At 31.0% G+C, this 21,271-nt stretch carries 20 protein-coding genes and 1 pseudogene; 20 read left to right on the top strand and 1 reads right to left on the bottom strand.

What is annotated here, in order from left to right; genetic code table 11:
- Window positions 1–362: 362 nt before the first annotated feature.
- The 9 genes from pfkA (at window position 363) to ACYQ1T_RS04615 (ending at window position 10,929) form a co-directional block, all read left to right on the top strand.
- Window positions 363–1,322 (top strand): 6-phosphofructokinase, encoded by a 960-nt coding sequence (pfkA, locus tag ACYQ1T_RS04655; protein WP_459832358.1) that lies wholly within the window; start codon window positions 363–365, stop codon window positions 1,320–1,322.
- Between the two features lie 164 nt (window positions 1,323–1,486).
- The gene (gene pyk / locus ACYQ1T_RS04650; RefSeq protein WP_459832355.1) at window positions 1,487–2,905 is read left to right on the top strand and encodes a pyruvate kinase; all 1,419 of its coding nucleotides are present in this window, start codon (window positions 1,487–1,489) and stop codon (window positions 2,903–2,905) included.
- Window positions 2,906–3,226: 321 nt separating this feature from the next.
- Window positions 3,227–3,355: a hypothetical protein gene (locus tag ACYQ1T_RS04645; RefSeq protein ID WP_459832353.1), complete on the top strand. Its 129-nt coding sequence runs from the start codon at window positions 3,227–3,229 to the stop codon at window positions 3,353–3,355.
- A 13-nt stretch (window positions 3,356–3,368) separates the two neighbouring features.
- Window positions 3,369–4,730 carry a 23S rRNA (uracil(1939)-C(5))-methyltransferase RlmD gene (rlmD, locus tag ACYQ1T_RS04640; RefSeq protein ID WP_459832350.1) on the top strand — a complete coding sequence of 454 codons (1,362 nt, stop codon included), beginning with the start codon at window positions 3,369–3,371 and terminating at the stop codon, window positions 4,728–4,730.
- Between the two features lie 892 nt (window positions 4,731–5,622).
- Window positions 5,623–6,048, top strand: coding sequence for a hypothetical protein (locus tag ACYQ1T_RS04635; RefSeq protein ID WP_459832348.1), 426 nt, complete (start codon window positions 5,623–5,625; stop codon window positions 6,046–6,048).
- Entirely contained in the window at window positions 6,036–6,551 is a 516-nt protein-coding gene (locus ACYQ1T_RS04630; protein WP_459832345.1) for a restriction endonuclease, read from the top strand. The genes ACYQ1T_RS04635 and ACYQ1T_RS04630 overlap by 13 nt, the downstream gene beginning before the upstream one ends.
- Before the next feature lie 9 nt (window positions 6,552–6,560).
- Window positions 6,561–9,557, top strand: a complete 2,997-nt coding sequence (locus ACYQ1T_RS04625; RefSeq protein WP_459832342.1) for a DEAD/DEAH box helicase — start codon at window positions 6,561–6,563, stop codon at window positions 9,555–9,557.
- A gap of 96 nt (window positions 9,558–9,653) precedes the next feature.
- Window positions 9,654–10,730 (top strand): ABC-three component system protein, encoded by a 1,077-nt coding sequence (locus ACYQ1T_RS04620; RefSeq protein WP_459832340.1) that lies wholly within the window; start codon window positions 9,654–9,656, stop codon window positions 10,728–10,730.
- A complete protein-coding gene (locus tag ACYQ1T_RS04615; RefSeq protein WP_459832337.1) occupies window positions 10,720–10,929 on the top strand; it encodes an ABC-three component system middle component 2 in 210 nt (69 codons plus the stop codon). Before ACYQ1T_RS04620 ends, ACYQ1T_RS04615 begins: the two co-directional genes overlap by 11 nt.
- On the opposite strand, the pseudogene ACYQ1T_RS04610 reads toward ACYQ1T_RS04615, so the two are convergent.
- Window positions 10,913–12,060 (bottom strand): annotated as a pseudogene (locus ACYQ1T_RS04610) (IS3 family transposase). The gene ACYQ1T_RS04615 and the pseudogene ACYQ1T_RS04610 sit on opposite strands and share 17 nt — an antisense overlap.
- Before the next feature lie 85 nt (window positions 12,061–12,145).
- Here ACYQ1T_RS04610 and ACYQ1T_RS04605 point away from each other — a divergent pair.
- The 11 genes from ACYQ1T_RS04605 to ACYQ1T_RS04555 all read left to right on the top strand — a co-directional run bounded on the left by ACYQ1T_RS04605 (window position 12,146) and on the right by ACYQ1T_RS04555 (window position 21,123).
- Complete coding sequence (locus ACYQ1T_RS04605; protein WP_459832335.1) at window positions 12,146–12,340, top strand: hypothetical protein; 195 nt, start codon at window positions 12,146–12,148, stop codon at window positions 12,338–12,340.
- A gap of 143 nt (window positions 12,341–12,483) precedes the next feature.
- On the top strand, window positions 12,484–13,002 hold the full coding sequence (locus ACYQ1T_RS04600; protein WP_459832332.1) for a hypothetical protein: 519 nt from the start codon (window positions 12,484–12,486) through the stop codon (window positions 13,000–13,002).
- 2 nt (window positions 13,003–13,004) lie between these two features.
- Window positions 13,005–14,696: a DUF262 domain-containing protein gene (locus tag ACYQ1T_RS04595; RefSeq protein ID WP_459832329.1), complete on the top strand. Its 1,692-nt coding sequence runs from the start codon at window positions 13,005–13,007 to the stop codon at window positions 14,694–14,696.
- A 42-nt stretch (window positions 14,697–14,738) separates the two neighbouring features.
- A complete protein-coding gene (locus tag ACYQ1T_RS04590; protein ID WP_459832327.1) occupies window positions 14,739–15,413 on the top strand; it encodes a hypothetical protein in 675 nt (224 codons plus the stop codon).
- Window positions 15,414–15,424: 11 nt separating this feature from the next.
- Entirely contained in the window at window positions 15,425–16,876 is a 1,452-nt protein-coding gene (locus tag ACYQ1T_RS04585; RefSeq protein ID WP_459832324.1) for a hypothetical protein, read from the top strand.
- 126 nt (window positions 16,877–17,002) lie between these two features.
- Window positions 17,003–17,251, top strand: a complete 249-nt coding sequence (locus ACYQ1T_RS04580) for a hypothetical protein (RefSeq protein ID WP_459832322.1) — start codon at window positions 17,003–17,005, stop codon at window positions 17,249–17,251.
- A gap of 52 nt (window positions 17,252–17,303) precedes the next feature.
- Window positions 17,304–18,472, top strand: a protein-coding gene (locus ACYQ1T_RS04575; RefSeq protein WP_459830674.1) for an IS3 family transposase whose coding sequence is annotated in 2 segments (ribosomal slippage) — window positions 17,304–17,568 and window positions 17,568–18,472 — 1,170 coding nt in all. Because the reading frame shifts where the segments join, the coding sequence is not laid out codon by codon here.
- A 206-nt stretch (window positions 18,473–18,678) separates the two neighbouring features.
- Window positions 18,679–19,227 carry a hypothetical protein gene (locus ACYQ1T_RS04570; RefSeq protein ID WP_459832319.1) on the top strand — a complete coding sequence of 183 codons (549 nt, stop codon included), beginning with the start codon at window positions 18,679–18,681 and terminating at the stop codon, window positions 19,225–19,227.
- A 101-nt stretch (window positions 19,228–19,328) separates the two neighbouring features.
- Window positions 19,329–19,682, top strand: a complete 354-nt coding sequence (locus tag ACYQ1T_RS04565; protein ID WP_459832317.1) for a hypothetical protein — start codon at window positions 19,329–19,331, stop codon at window positions 19,680–19,682.
- A gap of 1 nt (window position 19,683) precedes the next feature.
- The gene (locus tag ACYQ1T_RS04560; protein ID WP_459832315.1) at window positions 19,684–20,826 is read left to right on the top strand and encodes a hypothetical protein; all 1,143 of its coding nucleotides are present in this window, start codon (window positions 19,684–19,686) and stop codon (window positions 20,824–20,826) included.
- Between the two features lie 150 nt (window positions 20,827–20,976).
- The gene (locus ACYQ1T_RS04555; RefSeq protein ID WP_459832312.1) at window positions 20,977–21,123 is read left to right on the top strand and encodes a hypothetical protein; all 147 of its coding nucleotides are present in this window, start codon (window positions 20,977–20,979) and stop codon (window positions 21,121–21,123) included.
- Window positions 21,124–21,271: the final 148 nt, after the last annotated feature.

Raw genomic sequence — 21,271 nt, 5'->3', positions numbered from 1 at the left:
AAAAATATCTTTTAAGAAATCTATTACATAGTTGTAAATTCAACAAAATCTCTATTAATTTAGTAAATGAAAAATTTTACATAAACTAATTAGAGAAAAATTATTAATTTAGCTATAAATAATAGAAAATTAGGTTATAATAGAGATAATAGAGTATAAAAAACTCGATAAAAATCGTCAAAGGTCTATTATTTTAGTTGCATAAAATGCTTATAGCAAGTAAAATAATAGAGGTGGTAAAACTTTAGTAAATTAAACTTTAACAGCATAAAAATATAAAATTATTATAGTATGAAAAAATATGGATTATTTCACAAAAAGTGGGACAACCTTTGTCCCGGTGGTGTTAAGGAGGAGTCAACATGAAAAAAATAGCTATTTTAACTAGTGGTGGAGATGCTCCAGGAATGAACGCAGCTATCAGAGCCGTTGTAAGAACAGCGTTACACAATGGAATTGAAGTTATGGGAGTTCAAAGGGGTTATAGTGGATTAATTAATGGTGAATTATTCAACATGAACAGATCATCTGTATCAGATATAATTCACAGAGGTGGAACAATATTAAGAACAGCTAGATGTTTAGAGTTCAAAAAAGAAGAAGTAAGAATTAAGGCTACTAAAATATTAAAAGCTTATGGCGTAGATGCTTTAGTAGTAATTGGTGGAGATGGATCATTTACAGGTGCTAAGCTTTTATCAAAGTTAGGCATAAAGACAATTGGATTACCAGGAACAATAGATAATGATTTAACTTACACAGATTATACAATAGGATTTGATACTGCTTTAAATACAGTATTAGATGCTATCGACAAAATCAGAGATACTTCAACTTCTCATGAAAGAGTTTCAGTAATAGAAGTTATGGGAAGAGATTGTGGAGATTTAGCTTTATATGCAGGTTTAGCAGGTGGAGCTGAATATATAATTACTCCTGAAAAAGGTTATAGCAAAGAAGACCTTTGTAAAGTAATCTTAGAAGGAAAGCAAAGAGGAAAAATACATAACTTAGTTTTATTAGCTGAGGGCGTAGGTGGAGCACAAGAGTTAGCTGAATATGTTGAAGGAGTAACAGGAATAGAAACAAGAGCAACTGTTCTTGGACATATTCAAAGAGGTGGAAGCCCAAGTGCCTTTGATAGAGTTTTAGCTTCTAAAATGGGAGCAAAAGCTGTAGAAGTTCTTTTAGAAGGAAAGACTTCAAGAGTTATTGGAATTAAGAATAATGAAATTATAGATCAAGATATAGATGAAGCTTTAGCTTTAGATAGAACATTTGATGATAACTTATTTAAAGTAGCAAATGAAATATCATCATAAAATTATAATTTTAAATTTGGTTTCTCAAAATTATTGCTATAACCTTAAAGGAATAGTTTGATGTTGAGAGCCAAATACTATATTTGGGTAAATTTAATAAATAAATTTTAAGCAATAGTAATTTACAAAAACTATATTTTAAGCAATCAAAGGAGTGTTATTACATGAGAAAGACTAAGATGATCTGTACAGTAGGACCAGCTAGTGAAAGTCCAGAGATATTATCACAAATAATCGAAGCAGGAATGAATGCATCAAGACACAACTTCTCACATGGAGATCATGCAGAACATGCAGAAAGAATCAATTTAGTAAAAGAATTAGCTAAAAAGCACAATAAAGAAATAGCTATAATGTTAGATACTAAAGGACCTGAAATAAGAACAGGAAAATTTGAACCTAAAAAAGTTGAATTAACTGTAGGAACAGATTTTACAATCTATGCAGGTGGAGATGTAGTTGGTGATACAACTCAATGTTCAGTTACTTATGAAGGATTAGCAAATGATGTTAAACCAGGAAATATTATATTAATAGATGATGGTTTAGTTGGATTAGAAGTTAAATCAGTAGAAGAAAATAAAGTTCACTGTGTAGTTAAAAACACAGGATTTGTTGGAACTCACAAAGGAGTTAACGTTCCAGGAGTTTCAATAAAATTACCAGCTTTAACTGAAAAAGATATATCAGATCTTAAATTTGGATGCGAAATTGGAGTTAATCTAGTTGCTGCTTCATTTATAAGAAAAGCATCAGATGTTAACACTATAAGAGAAGTATTAAACTCAAACGGTGGAGAACACATTCAAATATTCTCAAAAATCGAAAACCAAGAAGGTGTTGATAACATAGATTCAATACTAGAAGCTTCAGATGGTATAATGGTAGCTAGAGGAGATCTAGGTGTTGAAATTCCAATGGAAAAATTACCAGCTGTTCAAAAGATGATAATTGAAAAATGTAACGCTGTAGGTAAGCCAGTTATAACTGCTACTCAAATGTTAGATTCAATGATAAGAAACCCAAGACCAACAAGAGCAGAAGTTTCAGACGTAGCTAATGCTATATATGATGGTACTGATGCAATAATGTTATCAGGAGAATCAGCAAACGGAGATTGGCCAGTAGAAGCTGTTCAAACTATGGCTAAGATAGCACAAGAAGCTGAAAAGCAATTAAACTATGAAGTTGCAATTTCAAGAGCTAAGAAGCATATTCCAGCTATAGCAGGAGTTATATCAAGAGCTGCTGCAAATGCTGCTAATGAATTAAAGGCTTCAGCTATAATTTCATCAACACAAAGTGGAGCAACTGCTAGAAGATTATCTCAATGTAGACCAGATTGTCCAATAGTTGCTGTAACTCCAGAAGAAAAAGTTGCTAAGAAATTAGCTTTATGCTTTGGAGTTTATCCAATAGTTGCTGATAGAATGGAATCAACAGATGAAATGATGGAAAGATCAGTTAAAATAGCACAAGAAAATGGATTCGTTAAAGAAGGAGAAACAGTAGTTGTTGCTGCTGGAGTTCCTGTTGATAAGATTGGTGCTACAAACTTATTAAAGATAAGCATAGTTGAATAATAACACTTAAAAAAGGAAGTATCGAAAGATACTTCTTTTTCTTTTGCAAACTATATTAATAGATAAATTGGAAGTAGCTTAATCATGATTTTAAAACTAAATTATAAATTCATTAATTTATTAAAGTTAAAGTTGATAAAAAACTACTAAATGAAAAACATTATCAATTGTAAGGCGGAAAACCTATAAAATAACCTAAAAAATGGATAAAATAGGGCTAAAATATAAAAGTTAACAAAAAGTTAACAATTATATTGATAAAAGTTAGGCTATAATGTATAGTATCAGTTGAAGATAGATATAATATAAATATGGAATTAAGTGGCAACCGATTCTGTATGTGCACCTGCGGGTGCTTTTTTTTTACCTGTAAAAATAAATGCTTTAGTTCACACATATATAATGATATGCTATAATCAAAAATACGTAATACCCAAAGAAAAGGAATAGTTGGTGAATAATTATGGTAGATAAAAATAAAGAGTACATATTAGATATAGTTTCACAAGGTTACGAGGGGGAAGGGATAGCTAAGATAGAAGGTTATCCTATATTTATTGAGGGTGCTTTAACAGGAGAGAGAGTAAGAGCATTAATAGTAAAGGTTAAAAAGAACTTTGCATATGCTAAGCTTTTAGAAATTATAGAAGCATCAAGTGAAAGAGAAGAACCAAAATGTAAGCACTATAAGAAATGTGGGGGTTGTTCTATTCAACATATGAGCTATAAAAGCCAATTAGATTTTAAATATGATAGAGTAAAAGATTGTGTACATAAAATAGGAGGATTATCTAAAGAGTTAGTTAAATATCCATTAGGAATGGATGTACCAGAAAGATATAGAAACAAAGTACAACTTCCAGTAGGATTAGTTGATGGAAAGCTAGCTATAGGATTTTATGCTCCAAGAAGCCACAATATAATAGATTTAGAAACATGTCTTATTCAAGATGAAATAGCAGATAAAGTAGCTTCTTTAACAAGAAAATGGATGGAAGAATATAAAATAGCTCCTGCAACTATAGATAGTACTTTTAACTCCAAAGGTCTTCTTAGACACATAATGATTCGTAGAGGATTTAAAACAAATGAAGTAATGGTTGTATTGGTAACATTAAAAGAAAAAATTCCATATATAAATGAATTTATAAAACTAATTACAGAAAATATAGATGGAATAAAAAGCATAGTTCAAAATATAAACCCAAAAGAAACTAATGTTATATTAGGTGAAAGATGTATAACGTTGTGGGGCGAAGCTTTTATTACAGATTATATAGGAAACTTTAAATTTAATATATCACCACTTTCATTTTTCCAAGTAAACCCTATTCAAACTGAGGTACTGTACTCCAAAGCCTTAGAATATGCAGGACTTACTGGAGATGAAACAGTTTTCGATGCATATTGTGGAACAGGAACAATTACATTATTCCTTTCACAAAAAGCAAAGAAAGTTTATGGTGTAGAAATTATAGCTCCAGCAATAGATAATGCAAATGAAAATGCAAAAGCAAACAATGTAAAAAATGCAGAATTCTTCGTTGGTAAATCAGAAGAGATAATTCCAAGTCTTATAGAAAAAGGAATAAATCCAGAAATTATAGTGGTTGATCCACCAAGAAAAGGATGCGATATAAAATTGCTAGAAGCAATAGGAAAAGCAAAGCCAAAAAGAGTTGTGTACGTATCATGTGACCCAAGTACTTTAGCTAGAGATTTAAAAATACTAGAAGAAGAAGGATTTAAAGTGGAAGAAATTCAACCAGTTGATATGTTCCCAAATACAAGTCATATAGAAAATGTAGCATTATTAACAAAATAAGTGTATCCACACAAAAAACTCACGCTAATTCCAAAAAAGTCTCACCAGTTACGAAAAAGTCGCACTAAGGTGGTCACACTTTGTGCGAAGAGGCAGTATCGCCGATGGCGAAAGCAAAGGAATAAGGATGGTAGCTGATTGAGAATTTCAAGGAGTAAGATTGAGAGTATGAAGGAGTAAATGCTCGAAATGACTAATCCTTAACACTAATAAAACCAGGTCTTCAGAAGTGGTTAGGATTGAATTGCAATTGAAATATGATTTAAACAAAGATTGAATTATAGTAGGATTAAGAGAGAGATTTCTTAGTCATTTTTTCTAAATCCATGGCTCTAAGTTTGATTAGACTTTTTTGTAACATAAGCGTCAAAAATTAAGCATCTTTTGCAATTTTATAAATAGAATTAAAATATCCTAGTAAGGCAAATATCCTTTACTAGGATTAATTTATTTCTTATCTTTAATTTTTATATTTCCGGCAATCATTTTTAACCTTTATAAGAATGTATTGAAAAACTTAAAGTTTCCAAAAATCAAGTTAAATGTGATTGTAAAAAAGACGTTGAAAAAAATAGATAATAAAGATAAAAAAATATATAGAAAAGCTGAGAATATTGAATAAAAGTATAATAATTTTAAAAAAATAAGAATAGATATGGAAGAAATGTTAAAGAATCAAAATCAAACTATTAATCATTTAAAAAAGGAAATTAAAAATATAAAGAATAGAAAGTAAATAAATATAAAATATATTTATTGGAGTTAAAGGGTAAATCTTTAGCTCTTTTTATATTCAAAATTAGTATTAATAACAAATAATTGCTAATAAAACCCAAATAATTTACAATGATTTTAATGGTAAAAATATTATTGTAGGAAGAGGAGTATATGAATGTTGCCTAAAGACATTATTGATTGCATGAAAGAATGTATATTGGCTATTTTTTGGGCCAAAAATGATATTATTGATTTTTTTAAGAATAATAATTGCACAACAAGAGAGTTACCTAAAGTTAATGAAGTTAAGGAGTTATCAAGAAGTGGAATTATAGATTTAGTATTTAGCAATTTAAAATCAAGACCAGACGATGGCATAGGACAATTTAGAAGTATATTAAAAAGCTTAGTTGAATGGGATTATTACAATCCTTATTATTTTGATGAGATAAAAAAATTAGACAAAGGCAAAGCAATAAAAAACATAAAACATCTTAAACAATTGCAAGAGATAAGAGATTTTAAGATTAAAGAAGAAAGAAAAAAAGAGAAGACTACGAAAATGCTAAATCAAAAACAGTTAATACAATGGAAGAGATAAAACATAAATTTTTAATGTTGTTTTCAGCAAGAGATGAAAATGGAATAGCTATTAATCTACAAAAGAGAGGCTATTTATTTGAAGAGTTTTTAAAAGAGTTATGTTTGGTTGAAGGAATTCAAATGAGCGAGGCGTTTAAGATAACGGGAGAACAAATAGACGGTGTAATAAAGTATGATGGAGAAAATTACATAGTGGAGGCAAAATGGACAGATAATTTAAGTGCTTCAGATTCTTTATATCAATTTGCGTATAAAGTAGATGGGAAGATGTATGGTAGAGGATTATTCATATCAGTGAATGGTTTCTCAAAAGACTCGGTAAATGCTTTGGTTATGGGGAAAAGTGTAAAAACAATATTAGTTGATGGAGGAGACATAATTAATGTAGTTGAAGGTAGATGTTCTTTAAAAAGCATGTTAGATATAAAAATTAAAGAAGCTCAAACAAGTGGGAAAATATATGTTGATGTTATAACAATGAAGGATAAGGCAAAGATATAGGAGTTTAAGATGAAAGAAATTATAAATAAATTATACTACTGGTATACAATTGAAAAGTTTTCAGAGTTTAAAGTTGAAATTAGTAAAGAATCATATTGTGAAAAGTTACCTTGGTTAAATAATGAAAAAGAAAAAAATTATGAAGTCTATTTAGGGATATATAAGAATTCAGATTTAATAGACTTTATAACTAATATATATGGAGATAAAGATGGATTGCCAGAAAAGGTTTCTGGATTTTCATGTTTATGTATTTTTAAGGTTAATCAAAAAGGAGAGTATATTGAGGAATCTATAAAAATACCAACATTACCTTATGCTATAAATGAACTTATTTCTGGATATATAAATACAACAAATAGTTCTAATGAATTTAGAAATTTTGTAGAGGGGATTGAAAGTATTGCAATTAATGAATTGAAGAGTGTTAATTATGATACATTAAGTAAAGTTTTTACTGAAATATTAAAACAGTTTAAATGGTTTGACGAAAGTTGGTTATTAGTAAGAAGAAAGTTTAAAGTAGAAGAAATTGCAATAAAAAATAATAGTGATAATGAAGAAACTGATACATATTTAAATAGCTTTTATTTAAATGATATAGAAAAATTAATAAATGAAGTGAAAGTAAATAATTATGGTAAAGCATTTAAAGATTTTGTGTTGCAATATAATGATTCTAAAAAAATAGATATAGAAAATGATATTAAACATATAGAACTTACTTTAGAGCCTAAGAATATCCCAATGGGCAAATGGCCTTCAAAGCATGGGTTAAGTTTAATGCAACAAGTAGCAGTAAACACAGCCCTAAAAGAATTGGCTGATAGTAGAGGAGTATTTTCAGTAAATGGGCCACCAGGAACAGGAAAAACGACACTATTAAGAGATATAATTAGTAATATTATAGTTAATAGAGCACGAGAATTAGCAAAATATAAAAATCCAGAAGACGCATTTCAAAAAAGTGAGTGTTGTATTAAAGTTAAGAGTAATAAAGGAGACGATATTCCATTTCATCCATACAAATTAAGTGAAAATTTAAAAGGATATGGTATAACAATAGTTTCTAATAATAATAATGCTGTTGAAAATATATCTAAAGAGTTACCAGAGATAGGAGCTATAAATGGTTTTTATAATGAGGTAGGAGCTGATTACTTTAGAGATTTTTCAAATAAGGTTTTAAATATAGAAAGCTGGGGGCTAATTTCAGCTACTTTGGGAAAGAAAACTAATTGTTCAAAATTCGTAAATGATTTTTGGTGGGGAGGATTTTATAAAATACACAAAAATGAAGATGAGAAAAATAAAGTTCAAAGTTGGGAAGCTGAGAAGAGGAGATTTTTAGATAAATATAATGAAGTAGAAAGATATATAAATCAATTAGATAAATTTAAACAAGCAATAGATGAAGAAAAAGAAGTAAATATTAATATTACTGCAACTAACAATATAATTAAAGAGGTACAAGAGGTTATTAAATCAAGTGAAGAAGATTATAAAAGGAAAGAGCAAATTAATATAAAATTAAGGGAATCAATTAATATATTAGAAGAGATAATTAAATGTCATTTAAATAAAAAACCATCATTTTTTAGTAGAATCTTAAATAGAAAGAAGTATAAGGAGTATGTTTTAGAGTTAGAAGTTCAAAATCAAGATAAAAAGAAACTATTAGTTGAAGTATTAGAGGCAAATAATAATCTAAATGATATTAAAGAGACTTTAGATAAATTTAAAGCACAAGAAACTAAATTAAATGGGGAATTAAAGAAAAATCTAATTAAGTTGGATAGTATTAATAAAACAAAAGATGAGTGGTTGGGTAAAATAGGGGAACTGTATCCAGAAAAGTATTGGCAAAAGTCAGAAGATAACCAACAAATATATTGTTTATGGATAACCGATGAGTTGAATAAAAAGAGGTGTGAATTATTTCTATTAGCGTTACAATTGCATAAAGCATTTATATTGAATGCTGAAAAGCCAATAAAGAATAATATGGGATTAATGATGAATTATCTTTCAGGAGCTGAAATACAAGGGGATTATTTAAGCTATATGAGTGAGTTGTGGAATACTTTATATTTGGTAGTTCCAGTAATATCAAGTCCATTTGCGTCTATATCAAGAATGTATAAACATTTAGGAAGAGAAGAAATAGGATGGTTGCTTATAGATGAGGCAGGTCAAGCATTACCACAAACTGCACTTGGGGCTATTTGGCGTTCAAAAAGAGTTGTTGTTGTTGGAGACCCATTACAAGTAGAACCAGTATCAACAGTACCATTATCATTGATAGAAGTAATAGGTAAGGCTTGGAATGTAGAAGATGTAGTGTCAAAAACTTTATCAGTACAAGGAATGGCTGATAAGATAAATAAATATGGTACAAATCGTGAAGAGTTATGGGTAGGATGTCCTTTAAGAGTTCATAGAAGATGTGAAAATCCTATGTTTAATATAAGCAATAAGATAGCTTATGAAAATAAAATGATATATGGAACGTTAAGTAAAGATAAAGAGTTACCTATTGAGAAAAGCATGTGGATTGATTGTAAGGGAATTAGTAGTGGAGGTAAGTCACATTATGTGCCAGAGCAAGGAGAAATTATATATGAAAAGATAAAAGAGTGCATTGTGGATAATACACTTCCAAATTTATATGTGATTTCACCATTTAAGACAGTAGTTACTGGACTTAAAGATAAAATTAAAAAACTTGAAAGTGAGTTTGACTTTATAGATAGTAAATCATTGAAAGAATGGATGGATAAATCAATAGGTACAGTTCACACGTTTCAAGGAAAAGAAGCAGATATAGTAATCATTTGTTTAGGTGTAGATAAAGAACATGAGGGGGCTGTAAATTGGGCTTCTAAATCACCTAATATATTAAATGTAGCAGTTACAAGAGCTAAAAAAAGAATTGTGATTGTTGGAGATAAAGAGTTGTGGGGAAATAAACTATATTTTAAAGAAGCTCTTGATATGCTTAAATAGAAGCAGTAATTAATAAATAGTTAAAAATATATTAAATAGTGGTTAATTGATACTTAAATTGAAGGGTATTTTAATTTTTAGTTTTGAGGTGGATATATGGAAATACATGATATAGAAAAGCCATTGGGACCAAAGGATAGTAGATTAATTTTTAATACGGATATACCTCCAAGCAGTAGATTAAGTATAATGTCTGATACGGAATTTGAAGAAATGGTTTTAGAATGGGCATATTCATATTTGCAAGGACAATACGTAACGGTAAAAAGATTAGGGGGAGCAGGAGATAAAGGGAGAGATATAATAGGATATTATGAAAATGATGAGATTGACATATACCAATGTAAACATTATAAATCTCAATTAGCTCCAAGTGAGTATTGGATAGAGTTTGGAAAGCTATGTTATTATACTTACAAAGGAGAATATAATGTTCCTAAAAATTATTATATAGTAACAAGTCAAGGAATTGGACCAGCTTTGTCAAGTTTAGTTGATAATCCAGCTAAAATCAATAAGAGGCTTATTCAAAATTGGGATAATTATTGTAAGAATAAAATTACTAAAGAAAAACCAATAGGACTTGATAATAGTTTTAAAGAATATATAGAAAATTTTAATTTTAAAATGGTTAAGGAATTAGCACCTATACGATTAATTGATGAATATAGTAAAACTAAATGGTTTAAATATAGATTTGGAGGGGGAATGCCCAAAAGGCCTAAATTTATAAGACCAGCAGATGAAATTGATAGCACCGAAAAGGACATGCCTTATATAAAACAACTTATAGAAGTTTATAAGGAAAAGACAAAAGATGTTGTTAAGGACATAAATACTTTAGATTGTAATAAATATATAAAAGAACATTTTAATAGACAAAGAATAGTATTTCATTCTGCTCAGGCTTTAAAAAGATTTACGAGAGATGAGTTAATAGATGAAGAACCTTATGAAGAAATAAAGGAACAGCTATATCAGAGTGTAGTAGATAAATCTTTAGAATTATATGAAAGTTCATTTAAAAGATTAACTGATACCTTGGATTTGGCTAAAATAATTCCTTTAGAAGTACGTCCTCTTGGATTAATTCAACCTATGGACAAGTGTGGGGTTTGCCATGAATTAGTAAATGATAGAAAGTTGGAGTGGGTGGAGATAGATGAAAACTAATTATTTATATAATAATATTTATGAAACATCAATAAAGATATTGGTACTTGTAAATTGTTTTGAAAGAGAATTAGAACTTCAAGAACTAATATATTATGATTATCTATCAGTACATTTAGGGGATATAGATTCCAATGAGGTGGTCTTACGTCAATATCTTGGACACAAAAAGTCAAACTTTTTTATGCTACACTTCTAGCTAATAATTCACATTGATTTGGAGTCATGTAATTAATAGAAGAGTGTAGCCTTTTTCTGTTATACCAGCCTTCAATATATTTAAATATAGCTATATTGGCTTCTTCGAAGGTACTGTATGTATTTCTATAGATTTCTTCCTTCTTTATTGAAGAATGAAAAGATTCTATACAAGCATTATCATATGGACAACCTTTTTTACTAAATGATTGTATAATATTAAACTGTATACATAGCTCTTTTAAATCATTACTAGTATATTGAGAGCCTAAATCTGTATGAAATATTAAATTTTTATTTTTATCTGGATTTTGGTTGTAGTAGGCATTTTTTAAAGCTTTAATAACTAAATCATTAGTCATTCCTTTACCGAAGGCGTAGCCAATTATTTTTTTTGAATGTAAATCAAGAACTGAAGCTAAATAGCACCAACCATCTTTGATAGTATGAATATATGTAATATCGCCAACCCATTTTTCATTAATAGAAGTAGTTGCAAAATCTCTATTTAAAACGTTTTCCAAATCTTCTGCTACTTTCTTATTTTAATAAGGCTTATATTTTTTTACAGTTATTGCACAAAGACCAAGTTCAGTCATTTTTCTTTGAACTCTCTTTATTGACACATTAAAGCCTTCTGTACCAAGTATATGATGAATCCTAGGAGCACCATATATCTCTTTGTTAGCTTTATATATCCTTGTAATCGCTGCTTTTAATGCATCATTTTCTATTGCTCTTGAAGATTTAATTTTATCAAAAGATTTATAATATGTACTTCTGGCTACGCCTAGAACGGTACACATAGTCTTAATATCATGATTATTTTTATTATTATCTATAAATAGTATTACTTGATTTAATTTCTTGTTGTAAATATGGCCATAGCTTTTTTTAATATTTCATTTTCCTCTTTAATCCTTGCCATTTCCTTTTTTAAAGCCTTTACTTCTTTAAGTGTCATAGATTCATTTTCATCTATTTTAACTTCTTTTACATCTTTAACCCAGCCGTTGATTGTTGATTTTGCAATGCCATATTCGCTACTTAGCTCTGCTAAGCTCATTCCTGATTTAAATAAATCTACTATCATATTTTTATATTCTTGATCATACCTTTTGCCACTTCCCATAATTGACACATCCTTTCTTAACTAAATATAATTTTACTTAGTTTGACTTAATGTGTCCACTACTTTATACTAACACCAGAATGCTATGGCAGAGAATGCGGAAAGAGAAGGCTTGAAACAGCGAATTGCCGAGATGCAGGAGTTCCTTGCAGAGCAGATGGAGCAGATAGAAAAATACGATGAATCCCTTGTGAGACGAATGGTTGAAAAGGTAACGGTTTATGAGGAAAAGTTCTCGGTGGAATTCAAGTCAGGCACAAGCGTTGGCGTGGAAAGATAAAAGAAAAGCTTATAGAAGTTAGCACCTTGCAGAAATGCAGGGTATTTTCTTTGGTTACTTCAATTAGTATATGAGTATAGACAAAGACACTAATTGAAAGTATAATGAAATATATGGAAATATAAGTAAATGGAGGTTAAATCATGAGTAAAAATATATATTTTTCAGTTGATACAGATGTATATGAGAAGTTTAATATAGCACTTAATCTAACTGGTGAAACCTCTGATGAGGCTGCAGAGACCTGCCTCCGTTGGTACATCGCACAAGCTTTTGGTAATGCATCAAAAGAATATACACCAAAGACAGGTAAGCTAATAGATAATACAGATAAAGATTTTTATGGAAAAGCTACGCAGCGTATTCCTATGTGGGCATTAAAACCCAATCAGTATAACCACAAAATTATCAAAGCATATTTTATGGCTATAGATATAGAAGGAGAAGCAACTCTTCTTATGATGGAGCGTTTGTGTAGTGATAAAGAACGCCCGGATTTATTTGTTCCTACTTTCAGGAATAACTATTCGCAGATGAAATTAGACGGACCAAAATCACACGGTAAGGTTTTTGAAGATGATGGAGAGCGAGTATGGGTTTGGGATGAAGTTGAGGAAATTCTTATGAAATATAAGTCTAGTTTCTATGTTGAGGAGGAATAAACGTGAGCTTTTTAATTGATGATAGCATTACAATTTATGAGGCACTTGAGCATATTAAAAACGGAAAATATGTTATACCTGCATTTCAAAGACAATATGTATGGAGTATGGAACAGATCGAAAAGCTGTGGGATTCCATCCTTCTAGATTATCCTATCGCAACTTTCCTATTTTGGCACGTTGATGATGATAATGTTAGTTGGGATACATATTTCTGTAATTTTCTATCAGAGGTTACCTTTGATAGCAGAAAGCAAGCGGATAGTGTAAATTATGAATTAAGCAATATTAATGTAAAAACAACAGATACCGCGGTATTGGATGGTCAACAGAGATTAACTTCATTGTTTTTATCGCTTTTTGGTCGTGCTTTCATACGACAAAAACACGCCAGAAAGAAAGTAACAGGTGGAACTATTGTAAAGCTGTTGATTGAACTAAACAAAAACAAGCTAACTGTTGACGAAGAAGAATATAACAGTAAAAAGTTTGATATTAAGTTTACTGAAAAGGTAGGGAAACTGAGTCCTACCCAATTTGAAATTAAAGAAATCTTAAGTGAAAAGTTCCAAGATGAAACAACAAGAGAACAGGCTATAGAGTCAGCTATTTCTAATGTTCCATCAGATAGCAAAGAGTATGCACGGGGCATATTGAATAAGTTGTATAATAAAATTTTTGTGGAAAAGCTGATACGATATACAGAAATTCAGGACATGAAACAGGATGATGCCTTGGAAATGTTTGTCCGTTTTAATAGCGGTGGAAAGGCTCTGAAAAAGCACGAAATAACCATGTCTATTCTTGAGGCTTATTGGCCTAACGCAAAGACGGAATTTGGTAAACTCCTTGTGGATTCGTATGAAGGATTTGGCTCTGATTTCATCATTCGTTCTGCTCTTATGCTATATGGTGATGTTGTAAAATCAAACATAAATAAACAAATAGCAGAAGACTTAAAAAACAATTGGCAAGATTTCAAGAAAGCTCTTAAAAATCTTGAGACTATTTTAAAGGATATGAAGATAGAAGTCAGCCGTTTTTCAAGTAGCTGGAACGTACTTCTACCTATTATATATTTCATTTATTACAATCCAGAGTATATAAACAATGTTGAAGGTATACGAGCATATTTTACTAGAGCTGTATTGTTTAATTATTTCCAATCTGGTACAACAAGTAAGTTGCAGCAAATGAAAAGTAATATCAACGATAATGAGTATGAAATAACTGTTGATATGCTTGAGCAAATGAATGACCTTAGAGTTACCGATGGAAAAATTGATGATATTATCAATTCTGAAAAAGGTAGCCGTGTTGCAGGTGAGGCTCTGTATTTCTTAGGGGCTGATTGGATGAATAAGAATTTCAAATATGAACAATACCATTTGCATCCGTATGACCGATTTGACAACACCAAACCTATATCTGTTTCTATGGATGATTGGCGTAGATGGAGAGGCAACAGAAATAGATTGCCGAACCTTCAACTGCTTGAGGGAAGAAGTAATGGAAGTAAAAATGCTATGCGTCTTGTCGATTATTATAATGATATGAATGATGAGCAAAAAACTGAATTTCGCAGAGAAGCAATTATTCCAGAGGGAGTTTCTCTTGAATTAGAGAATTTTGAAGAGTTCTACGAAAAGAGAAAAGTGCTGCTAACAGCTAAAATACGTCAGTTGCTTGGGTAAAATTTGATACGATTAATATTTAATGAGCAAAGGAGATTTGATATGTTTTACGAACCTAAGACATTAATTATCGTGTATAAGGATGAGATGCTTGCTAACCAGATGAAGAAATTAATTGAAACTAAGGATGGTTCAGAAGATTCAGTGACAGGAACAACAGATAACAACATCAATGTTGTTGCTTGGACAGAAAAAGTGTGGCTTGGAAATAAAAAAGCCGGAAATATTAACTCAAAAGTCCTCTTTTTAGGTGATATTAAGGGTGTTGACAAATTGATTCCTGTTATTGATGTGAAATTCTATAAGCACGGCATCCGTTATGGATGGGCAGGAAATCAGGCAGTGATATATGTTACTCCGAATGAGATAAAATCCATTGAGAGTTATTGTGAATTTCACAAGGAACTGGAAACACTCCCTGCTCCTAAAGCAGTTAAAGATGCAATAAAGCCTAAAATTGCTCCAATGAAAGAATCTGTGTCTGAGGAAGAAGTTCAACCAGAAGTACAAGAAAAAACAGGCTTTTTTGCAAAAGGAAAGAGTGTTGTAAAAAAAGTAAGCAATACAATCGGAGATGCATTTGCGGAAGTTAGTGAAAAGGCACTTGTTTTCTCTGAAGAAAATTTCAAGAATAAAAAAGCAATGGAACGTCAAATGCTTTTCTTTGGAGTAATCAGTTTATATAATGATGGACTTAAGAAGTTCATGAATTCATAAAGGAGATGGGTATGCAGAAAAAAACTGAAATGCAACAAGGCTGGGAGTTTGCTGCAAAAGTAGTTGGTGCAGATGTGGCAGCTCACGTTGGTCTTGACTATGTATCACAAGTAGCCGAGGCTATTGAACAGTTAGAAAAAAATATAAATAATCATCCGTACCGTGGACAGGATGTTGCTCATTTTAAGGGGTATGTTCTGGAAGAATACGCAGCAGGAACTTTCAATATAAATGCAGTAGCTGCGGGGTCATTAGATAAAGCACAGGTTTTGCATAGTAATGAGTTAGGGTCAGTTGATATTAAACTTCAAGCAGATGGGTATACTCAAGACTATAGTGCTAAGGCTTATCGCTCACCACAAGAGAGCGGTCTTGCACAGGCAAAGTTAGCTGCTGATACGAGAGAACCTCTTTATGGTGGTCAAGAAAGACTTGTACCAACGGACCATTTGGAAGGGGCTAAACAGGATGTTCATAAGAGAGCGTTGCGTAATCAAGAAATCCGTCCGGATGTTGTTACGGCCAATAGAGATACAGAAAAACATCTAACGGATAGAATTTCCAACAAAGAAGAGATTGAATCAAATCCTGTTACTCAAAAAGAATTAGAGGACATGGCTCGCTATGGGCATGAGCAGAATTTTAATGCCGAAGAACAAGGTGTAACACTTGCTAATGTTATAAAAAATGAACATTTACTGAAACAGTCATTAGAGGCTGGCTGCACGGCTGCCGCAATAACTGTTGCCATGCAACTTGCTCCAGAATTATATAAAGCCATTGATTATCTCATAAAGCACGGAGAAATCAATATAAACCATGTCAAGCAAATGGGCTCAAAGGCAATTACTGCCAGTGCAGAAGGTTTTTTGAGAGGGTCAGTTTCCTGTTCCCTATATATTATTTGTAAAGAAGGTTTGTTGGGGGAGGCACTTAGAACAGTAGACCCAAGTCTGCTTGGTTCTGTTGTGGCAATTGTGATGGAAACAGTCAAAAACAGTATATTGGTGGCGGCTGGTAAAATGACAGCCAAGCAAATGGGAGAAGCCTTTGTTGATGGTGTTGTAATTTCAAGTGGCTATCTGATTGGTGTGAAAATTGGTGGTGCTATCGGTCAAGCGTTAGGTTTCCAATTACCTGTCTTTGGTTATTTAATAGGAAGTTTAGTTGGATGTGCTTTTGCTACTGTATATAATATCGGCAAGAAAAAACTTATCTCATTTTGTGTTGATACAGGTTTCACCTGTTTTGGACTGGTAGAACAAAACTATGAACTCCCAGATGAAGTGCTTAAAGAAATCGGTATTGATACCATAAAGATAGACAGAACTAATGTGAATACCACAGAAATAAAAAAAACATTGCCGAGTGATATAGTAAATCGCACATCATACGAAACGGTTAATATGACCGTTCTTCGTAGGGGTGTGATAGGGGTCAACCAAATAGGATATGTCCTTTAATAGAATGACATCTAAGAAACCGAGGGAAGAGATTATTATGAAAGGTGTCTCTTTGATAAGCTTTAAAGGTACTCTTGATGTAGTTGACTAAGAGAACTGTAAAAGTGGAAAAAATGAGGTGTTCATATGCTTACAATTGAGGAATACATTTCCCGAAGGAAAAAAGAAGATAAGCTCAATGAATTTGATATTGATGCACGTACTCAAAATATGAAAATCTGTGTTGATTATGTATTTGAGTACTTTAACAACTATTTAAATATTACTGAAGCTGAAGAAAAAACAGTTCTACATAATGAAAAGTTGGAGAAGTATCGTAAGCAGCTTAGGGAGTATGAGCCTGAAGTTAGAGAATGTGGAGTATACCCAATTTGATAGACACATAGAAAGTACGTATAATAAGAATTAAGAAGGATGTGTTTATTAAATGGGAAACCAAAGAAGATTTACTAAGGAATATAAAGAAGAAATTATTAAGTTGGTAATAGATCAAGGTAAAAAAGCAACTCATGTTGCAAGAGATATAGGTGTTAGTGAAGCAACTGTTAGAGGGTGGGTTAAAAAATATAAAGAGCATGGAGAAACTGCCTTTCCAGGTAGCGGAAAACTAAGACCAGAAGATGAAAAATTAAGAATATTAAAAAAGAAATTAGCAGATATTCAAGAGGAAAATGAAATACTAAAAAAAGCTATACGCATCTTCACAAAGCCAGAGAAATAAAATATAAATTTATTCTTGATAATAGCTCCGTATTTCGAGTGGAGAAGATGTGTAATATATTAGATATAAAGAGGAGCTCATATTATGCATGGTTAAAAAGACCGCCATCTGAAAGGACAATTAATGATGAAAAGCTCGTTTTAGAAATAAAGAGAGTTCATAAAGAATCTTATGGCACCTATGGTGCTAGACGGATAAAGGCTCAACTTAAGTATTATGGAATAGAATGTGGTAAAAATAAGATTTCTAAATTAATGAAGGAAAATAATATTTCTAGCAAGATTACTAGAAAATACAAAGCTACTACTTATTCAGATCACAATTATGCTGTTGCACCTAATTTGTTAAAACAAGACTTTAACGTAGAAGCACCTAAAAAGGCTTATGTTGGTGATATTACTTATATAGGAACTGAAGAAGGATGGCTATATTTAGCGACTGTAATTGATCTGTTTGATAGAGAAGTTGTTGGTTGGTCAATGGATTCTACTATGACTAGAAAGTTAGTTATAGATGCGTTTAATACTGCTATACTAAAAGAACAGCCAAATGAAGGTTTTATTTTTCACTCTGATAGAGGGGTTCAGTATGCATCTTATGATTATCAGGATTTATTAAGAGAGAATGGATGTATCCAAAGTATGAGTGCTAAAGGATGTTGTTATGATAATGCTTGTGCAGAATCCTTCTTCTCATCTTTAAAGAAGGACTTTCTTTATGGAAGAAAATTTAAAACGAGAGCGGAAGCAAAGCAAGCTGTAGTTGAATATATTGAATTATTTTATAATGCAAAAAGATTACACTCTACCTTAGGGTATAAGTCACCAAGGGAGTATAGAAAAAGTTATTATAATAATTTAAAAGAAGTTGCTTAAAATTTAATTATGTGGTACTTGTATAAAATGCACACTACACTTACAAAAAGTTATAAATATATAAAAAAATAGAAAATTGAGAAATCCTAAGAAAATCAGAAAAAAATCGTATATTCTATATGTCTAATCTACTCAGAACACTCCAATGGGTTGTTGATATTTATAATGAATATGGGAAGCAGATACACAAATACGTTGGAAATATTGTGAAGGAGAATGAGTTTTTCTTTCTGTATAACGCTGATAGTGAATTTAGAAATGCTTCATATGATTGCTATTCACAGCTCGTTAAAAAGTTACCGTTTCTTAAAGATCAGACAGAGATGCTTTTTCTTTTTATAAAAGACTATCATAGGGTAGAAAGCCAACAAAGATTCAACTTCGGTACACCGATTATTTCCGATGAAGTAAATGATTGGATTGATAAGACCTGGGCGAAACATCAGGTTAATCTTCTTGCATTTGCCTATGATTGGATAAATAGTTTTTACGATAACGAGGATATTTGGTCTTCAACTCATAGGAAAAAAAGCCTAAATACTTGGAGAAAGTACGATTATGATTATAAGAAGAAAAGTAATCTCTTTAACCTTGATTCACTGTACAGAAAGATGCCGAAAAAATCCTTCACAAAAGGAAGAAAGCAGGAATTTGAAATACTGTTTATGTATTATTGGCTTCATGATATGGAAGGCGATAATGATTATTGGCAGGAGTATTTAGAAGCAGTTTTGACAGCTTTAAGAAAAGAATAACATAGGGGGGGTTCCGATTGCAGATACAAAAGGTAAGAATTGTATCCAATAACATATGCTATGGTCCAGAACCACTTCATGAAGACGAAGTGGAACAGCATTTGACTATCTCTGTTAGTGGTAGAGTATGGTTTACAGGATATAAGTATGCAAATGGATTTGGTAAATTTGAGATTTGCAGAAGACAACATTTTGCTATCGGAAAACCAGTGGCAAAGGAAATACTGACACTTTTTTCGCAGTACATAAATAGCGACCAACTGGGTTGCTATGCGACAGATATAGGCAACTGGGAAATGGTTATTACAGATACTGAAGGTAAAAAGTATACTTTCAAAGGCTCACTTTGTGGTGGGATAGCTGTTGGAGATATTGATTTAACTCAACTAATAAGAAAGTTTTTATCCATTGAACAGTTGTTAGTGTTTGATGGATGTGTAGAGGAGGAAGCATAGAGTGAGTTTAGATATTAAAGAGTTTCAAAAAGAACTAGCACATCAAAAGGTATATGATACTTGGCAATATGTTGATAGTCTAAGAGAGATGCTTACATATATGGATTTATCATATCAACTATTAGTAAGTGTTCATAAAAATAGAATAGATTCATTAAAAGCACAGCAGTCAAAGATTTTACAAGAAGCAGTTGAAACTGGTTCTGCATCTGTAAAAGAGAGCGATTTGCATTGTACTGACTTGAAAATTGCAGGGTTAGATATTGATGATAGTATCTTTTTAAGAAAAACTATAGTAGAGTTTTTTCACTATGCTAGAATGAGCTTTGATATTCTATTTCAAATTATAAATGCTGCTTTGTTTGGAGATGAATCCTTTAATATTATGGACAGGCAGCTAATAAAAAAAGTAAACAGAAAGCTAGATACAGTTACATCATTTTTAAAATTAAAAAAATTATTGGATGCGAATAAAGTTAATCAGTCCTTTTTATATTTACAAGCTTTTGATAACTACATTAAGCATATCAAGACAATTCTTGTTACAGTTAAGACTAGTTTTATGATAGGTTCTAATGATGAGTTTTTAATTAAAGATTTCATATATGATGGGACACCCTATTCGATGGTGAATGCTTTGGATAAGGCTAAAGAAGTAAATGATTATGTTCAACAAACAACAGAAGAGATTCTTACAGAGGTTAAGAATCAGTTGCCAAATTGTCTGAATAATAGTCAAAGAATCCAAAACATCACTTTTAAGCAGGTTATGAAAGAAAATGCTCAATCCCATGCTGTTGAATATATATCATTTTTTATTGATGTTAAGAATGACATAAATGAGTTGTCTAATGAAATAAAGGTGTTGCCGTTGTTAGTGAAACCAAATGATGAAATATACAGTTTTGATTTTAGAATTAAGAAGATTTTTATTAAGAAAAAAGGTAGCGAAGAAGATGGCATAGTAGGGTATGCAGAACTTAAAAACGGATTAGAGACAAATGAATATTATAGAATTTTTGAAGTTCATCCATGTGGCATTGATGAATACCATAAGTATATTTTTAATTTTGTAAATGATTACCCTCAGGTAACATTGAATTATTATGCTATGGAAGGTACCATTATTATTTGTAAAGATTAAATGGATATGTTTCCGTCTACCGATAGTGCCAAAAACGCAGTGGATATGTTCCCACGAACCACCAATAGCATTTGACGTACTTGCTATCCTCTCGAGCCATATAGAAAATGTAGCATTATTAACAAAATAAGTAATGAAAGTGAGAAAAATATGAATAAAAATATAGAAATGATGAAAAAGTTAATTGAAGAAAAGAAGGCGAAAGGAAATGTAAAGTCAAGTAGAATTATTCCTGATAAATATGGAAATCAAAGTAATGGTTCAGGAAAAATAAAAACAACAGCTTACGGAAAGTAATTATAATATTTATAATTAAAAAAGTATCATAGATTTTATATAAAAATAAATAAGAAGAGAGTTAGTTATAAAGAAGATTATTAGAGAGGAGTTCCAGATGGAGCTCTTTTTTTATAGCTATTGAACAAAGATAAAGCTATAGAAATAT

Source organism: Clostridium carnis (assembly GCF_054657435.1).
Note: the sequence above shows the minus strand (reverse complement) of the source record. Positions and strands in the feature narration are given on the sequence as shown.

Coding starts and splice junctions, on each gene's coding strand:
- pfkA (WP_459832358.1), top strand. CDS start 363: ATGAAAAAAATAGCTATTTTAACTAGTGGTGGAGATGCTCCAGGAATG.
- pyk (WP_459832355.1), top strand. CDS start 1,487: ATGAGAAAGACTAAGATGATCTGTACAGTAGGACCAGCTAGTGAAAGT.
- rlmD (WP_459832350.1), top strand. CDS start 3,369: ATGGTAGATAAAAATAAAGAGTACATATTAGATATAGTTTCACAAGGT.
- ACYQ1T_RS04635 (WP_459832348.1), top strand. CDS start 5,623: ATGTTGCCTAAAGACATTATTGATTGCATGAAAGAATGTATATTGGCT.
- ACYQ1T_RS04630 (WP_459832345.1), top strand. CDS start 6,036: ATGGAAGAGATAAAACATAAATTTTTAATGTTGTTTTCAGCAAGAGAT.
- ACYQ1T_RS04625 (WP_459832342.1), top strand. CDS start 6,561: ATGAAAGAAATTATAAATAAATTATACTACTGGTATACAATTGAAAAG.
- ACYQ1T_RS04620 (WP_459832340.1), top strand. CDS start 9,654: ATGGAAATACATGATATAGAAAAGCCATTGGGACCAAAGGATAGTAGA.
- ACYQ1T_RS04615 (WP_459832337.1), top strand. CDS start 10,720: ATGAAAACTAATTATTTATATAATAATATTTATGAAACATCAATAAAG.
- ACYQ1T_RS04605 (WP_459832335.1), top strand. CDS start 12,146: ATGGCAGAGAATGCGGAAAGAGAAGGCTTGAAACAGCGAATTGCCGAG.
- ACYQ1T_RS04600 (WP_459832332.1), top strand. CDS start 12,484: ATGAGTAAAAATATATATTTTTCAGTTGATACAGATGTATATGAGAAG.
- ACYQ1T_RS04590 (WP_459832327.1), top strand. CDS start 14,739: ATGTTTTACGAACCTAAGACATTAATTATCGTGTATAAGGATGAGATG.
- ACYQ1T_RS04585 (WP_459832324.1), top strand. CDS start 15,425: ATGCAGAAAAAAACTGAAATGCAACAAGGCTGGGAGTTTGCTGCAAAA.
- ACYQ1T_RS04580 (WP_459832322.1), top strand. CDS start 17,003: ATGCTTACAATTGAGGAATACATTTCCCGAAGGAAAAAAGAAGATAAG.
- ACYQ1T_RS04555 (WP_459832312.1), top strand. CDS start 20,977: ATGAATAAAAATATAGAAATGATGAAAAAGTTAATTGAAGAAAAGAAG.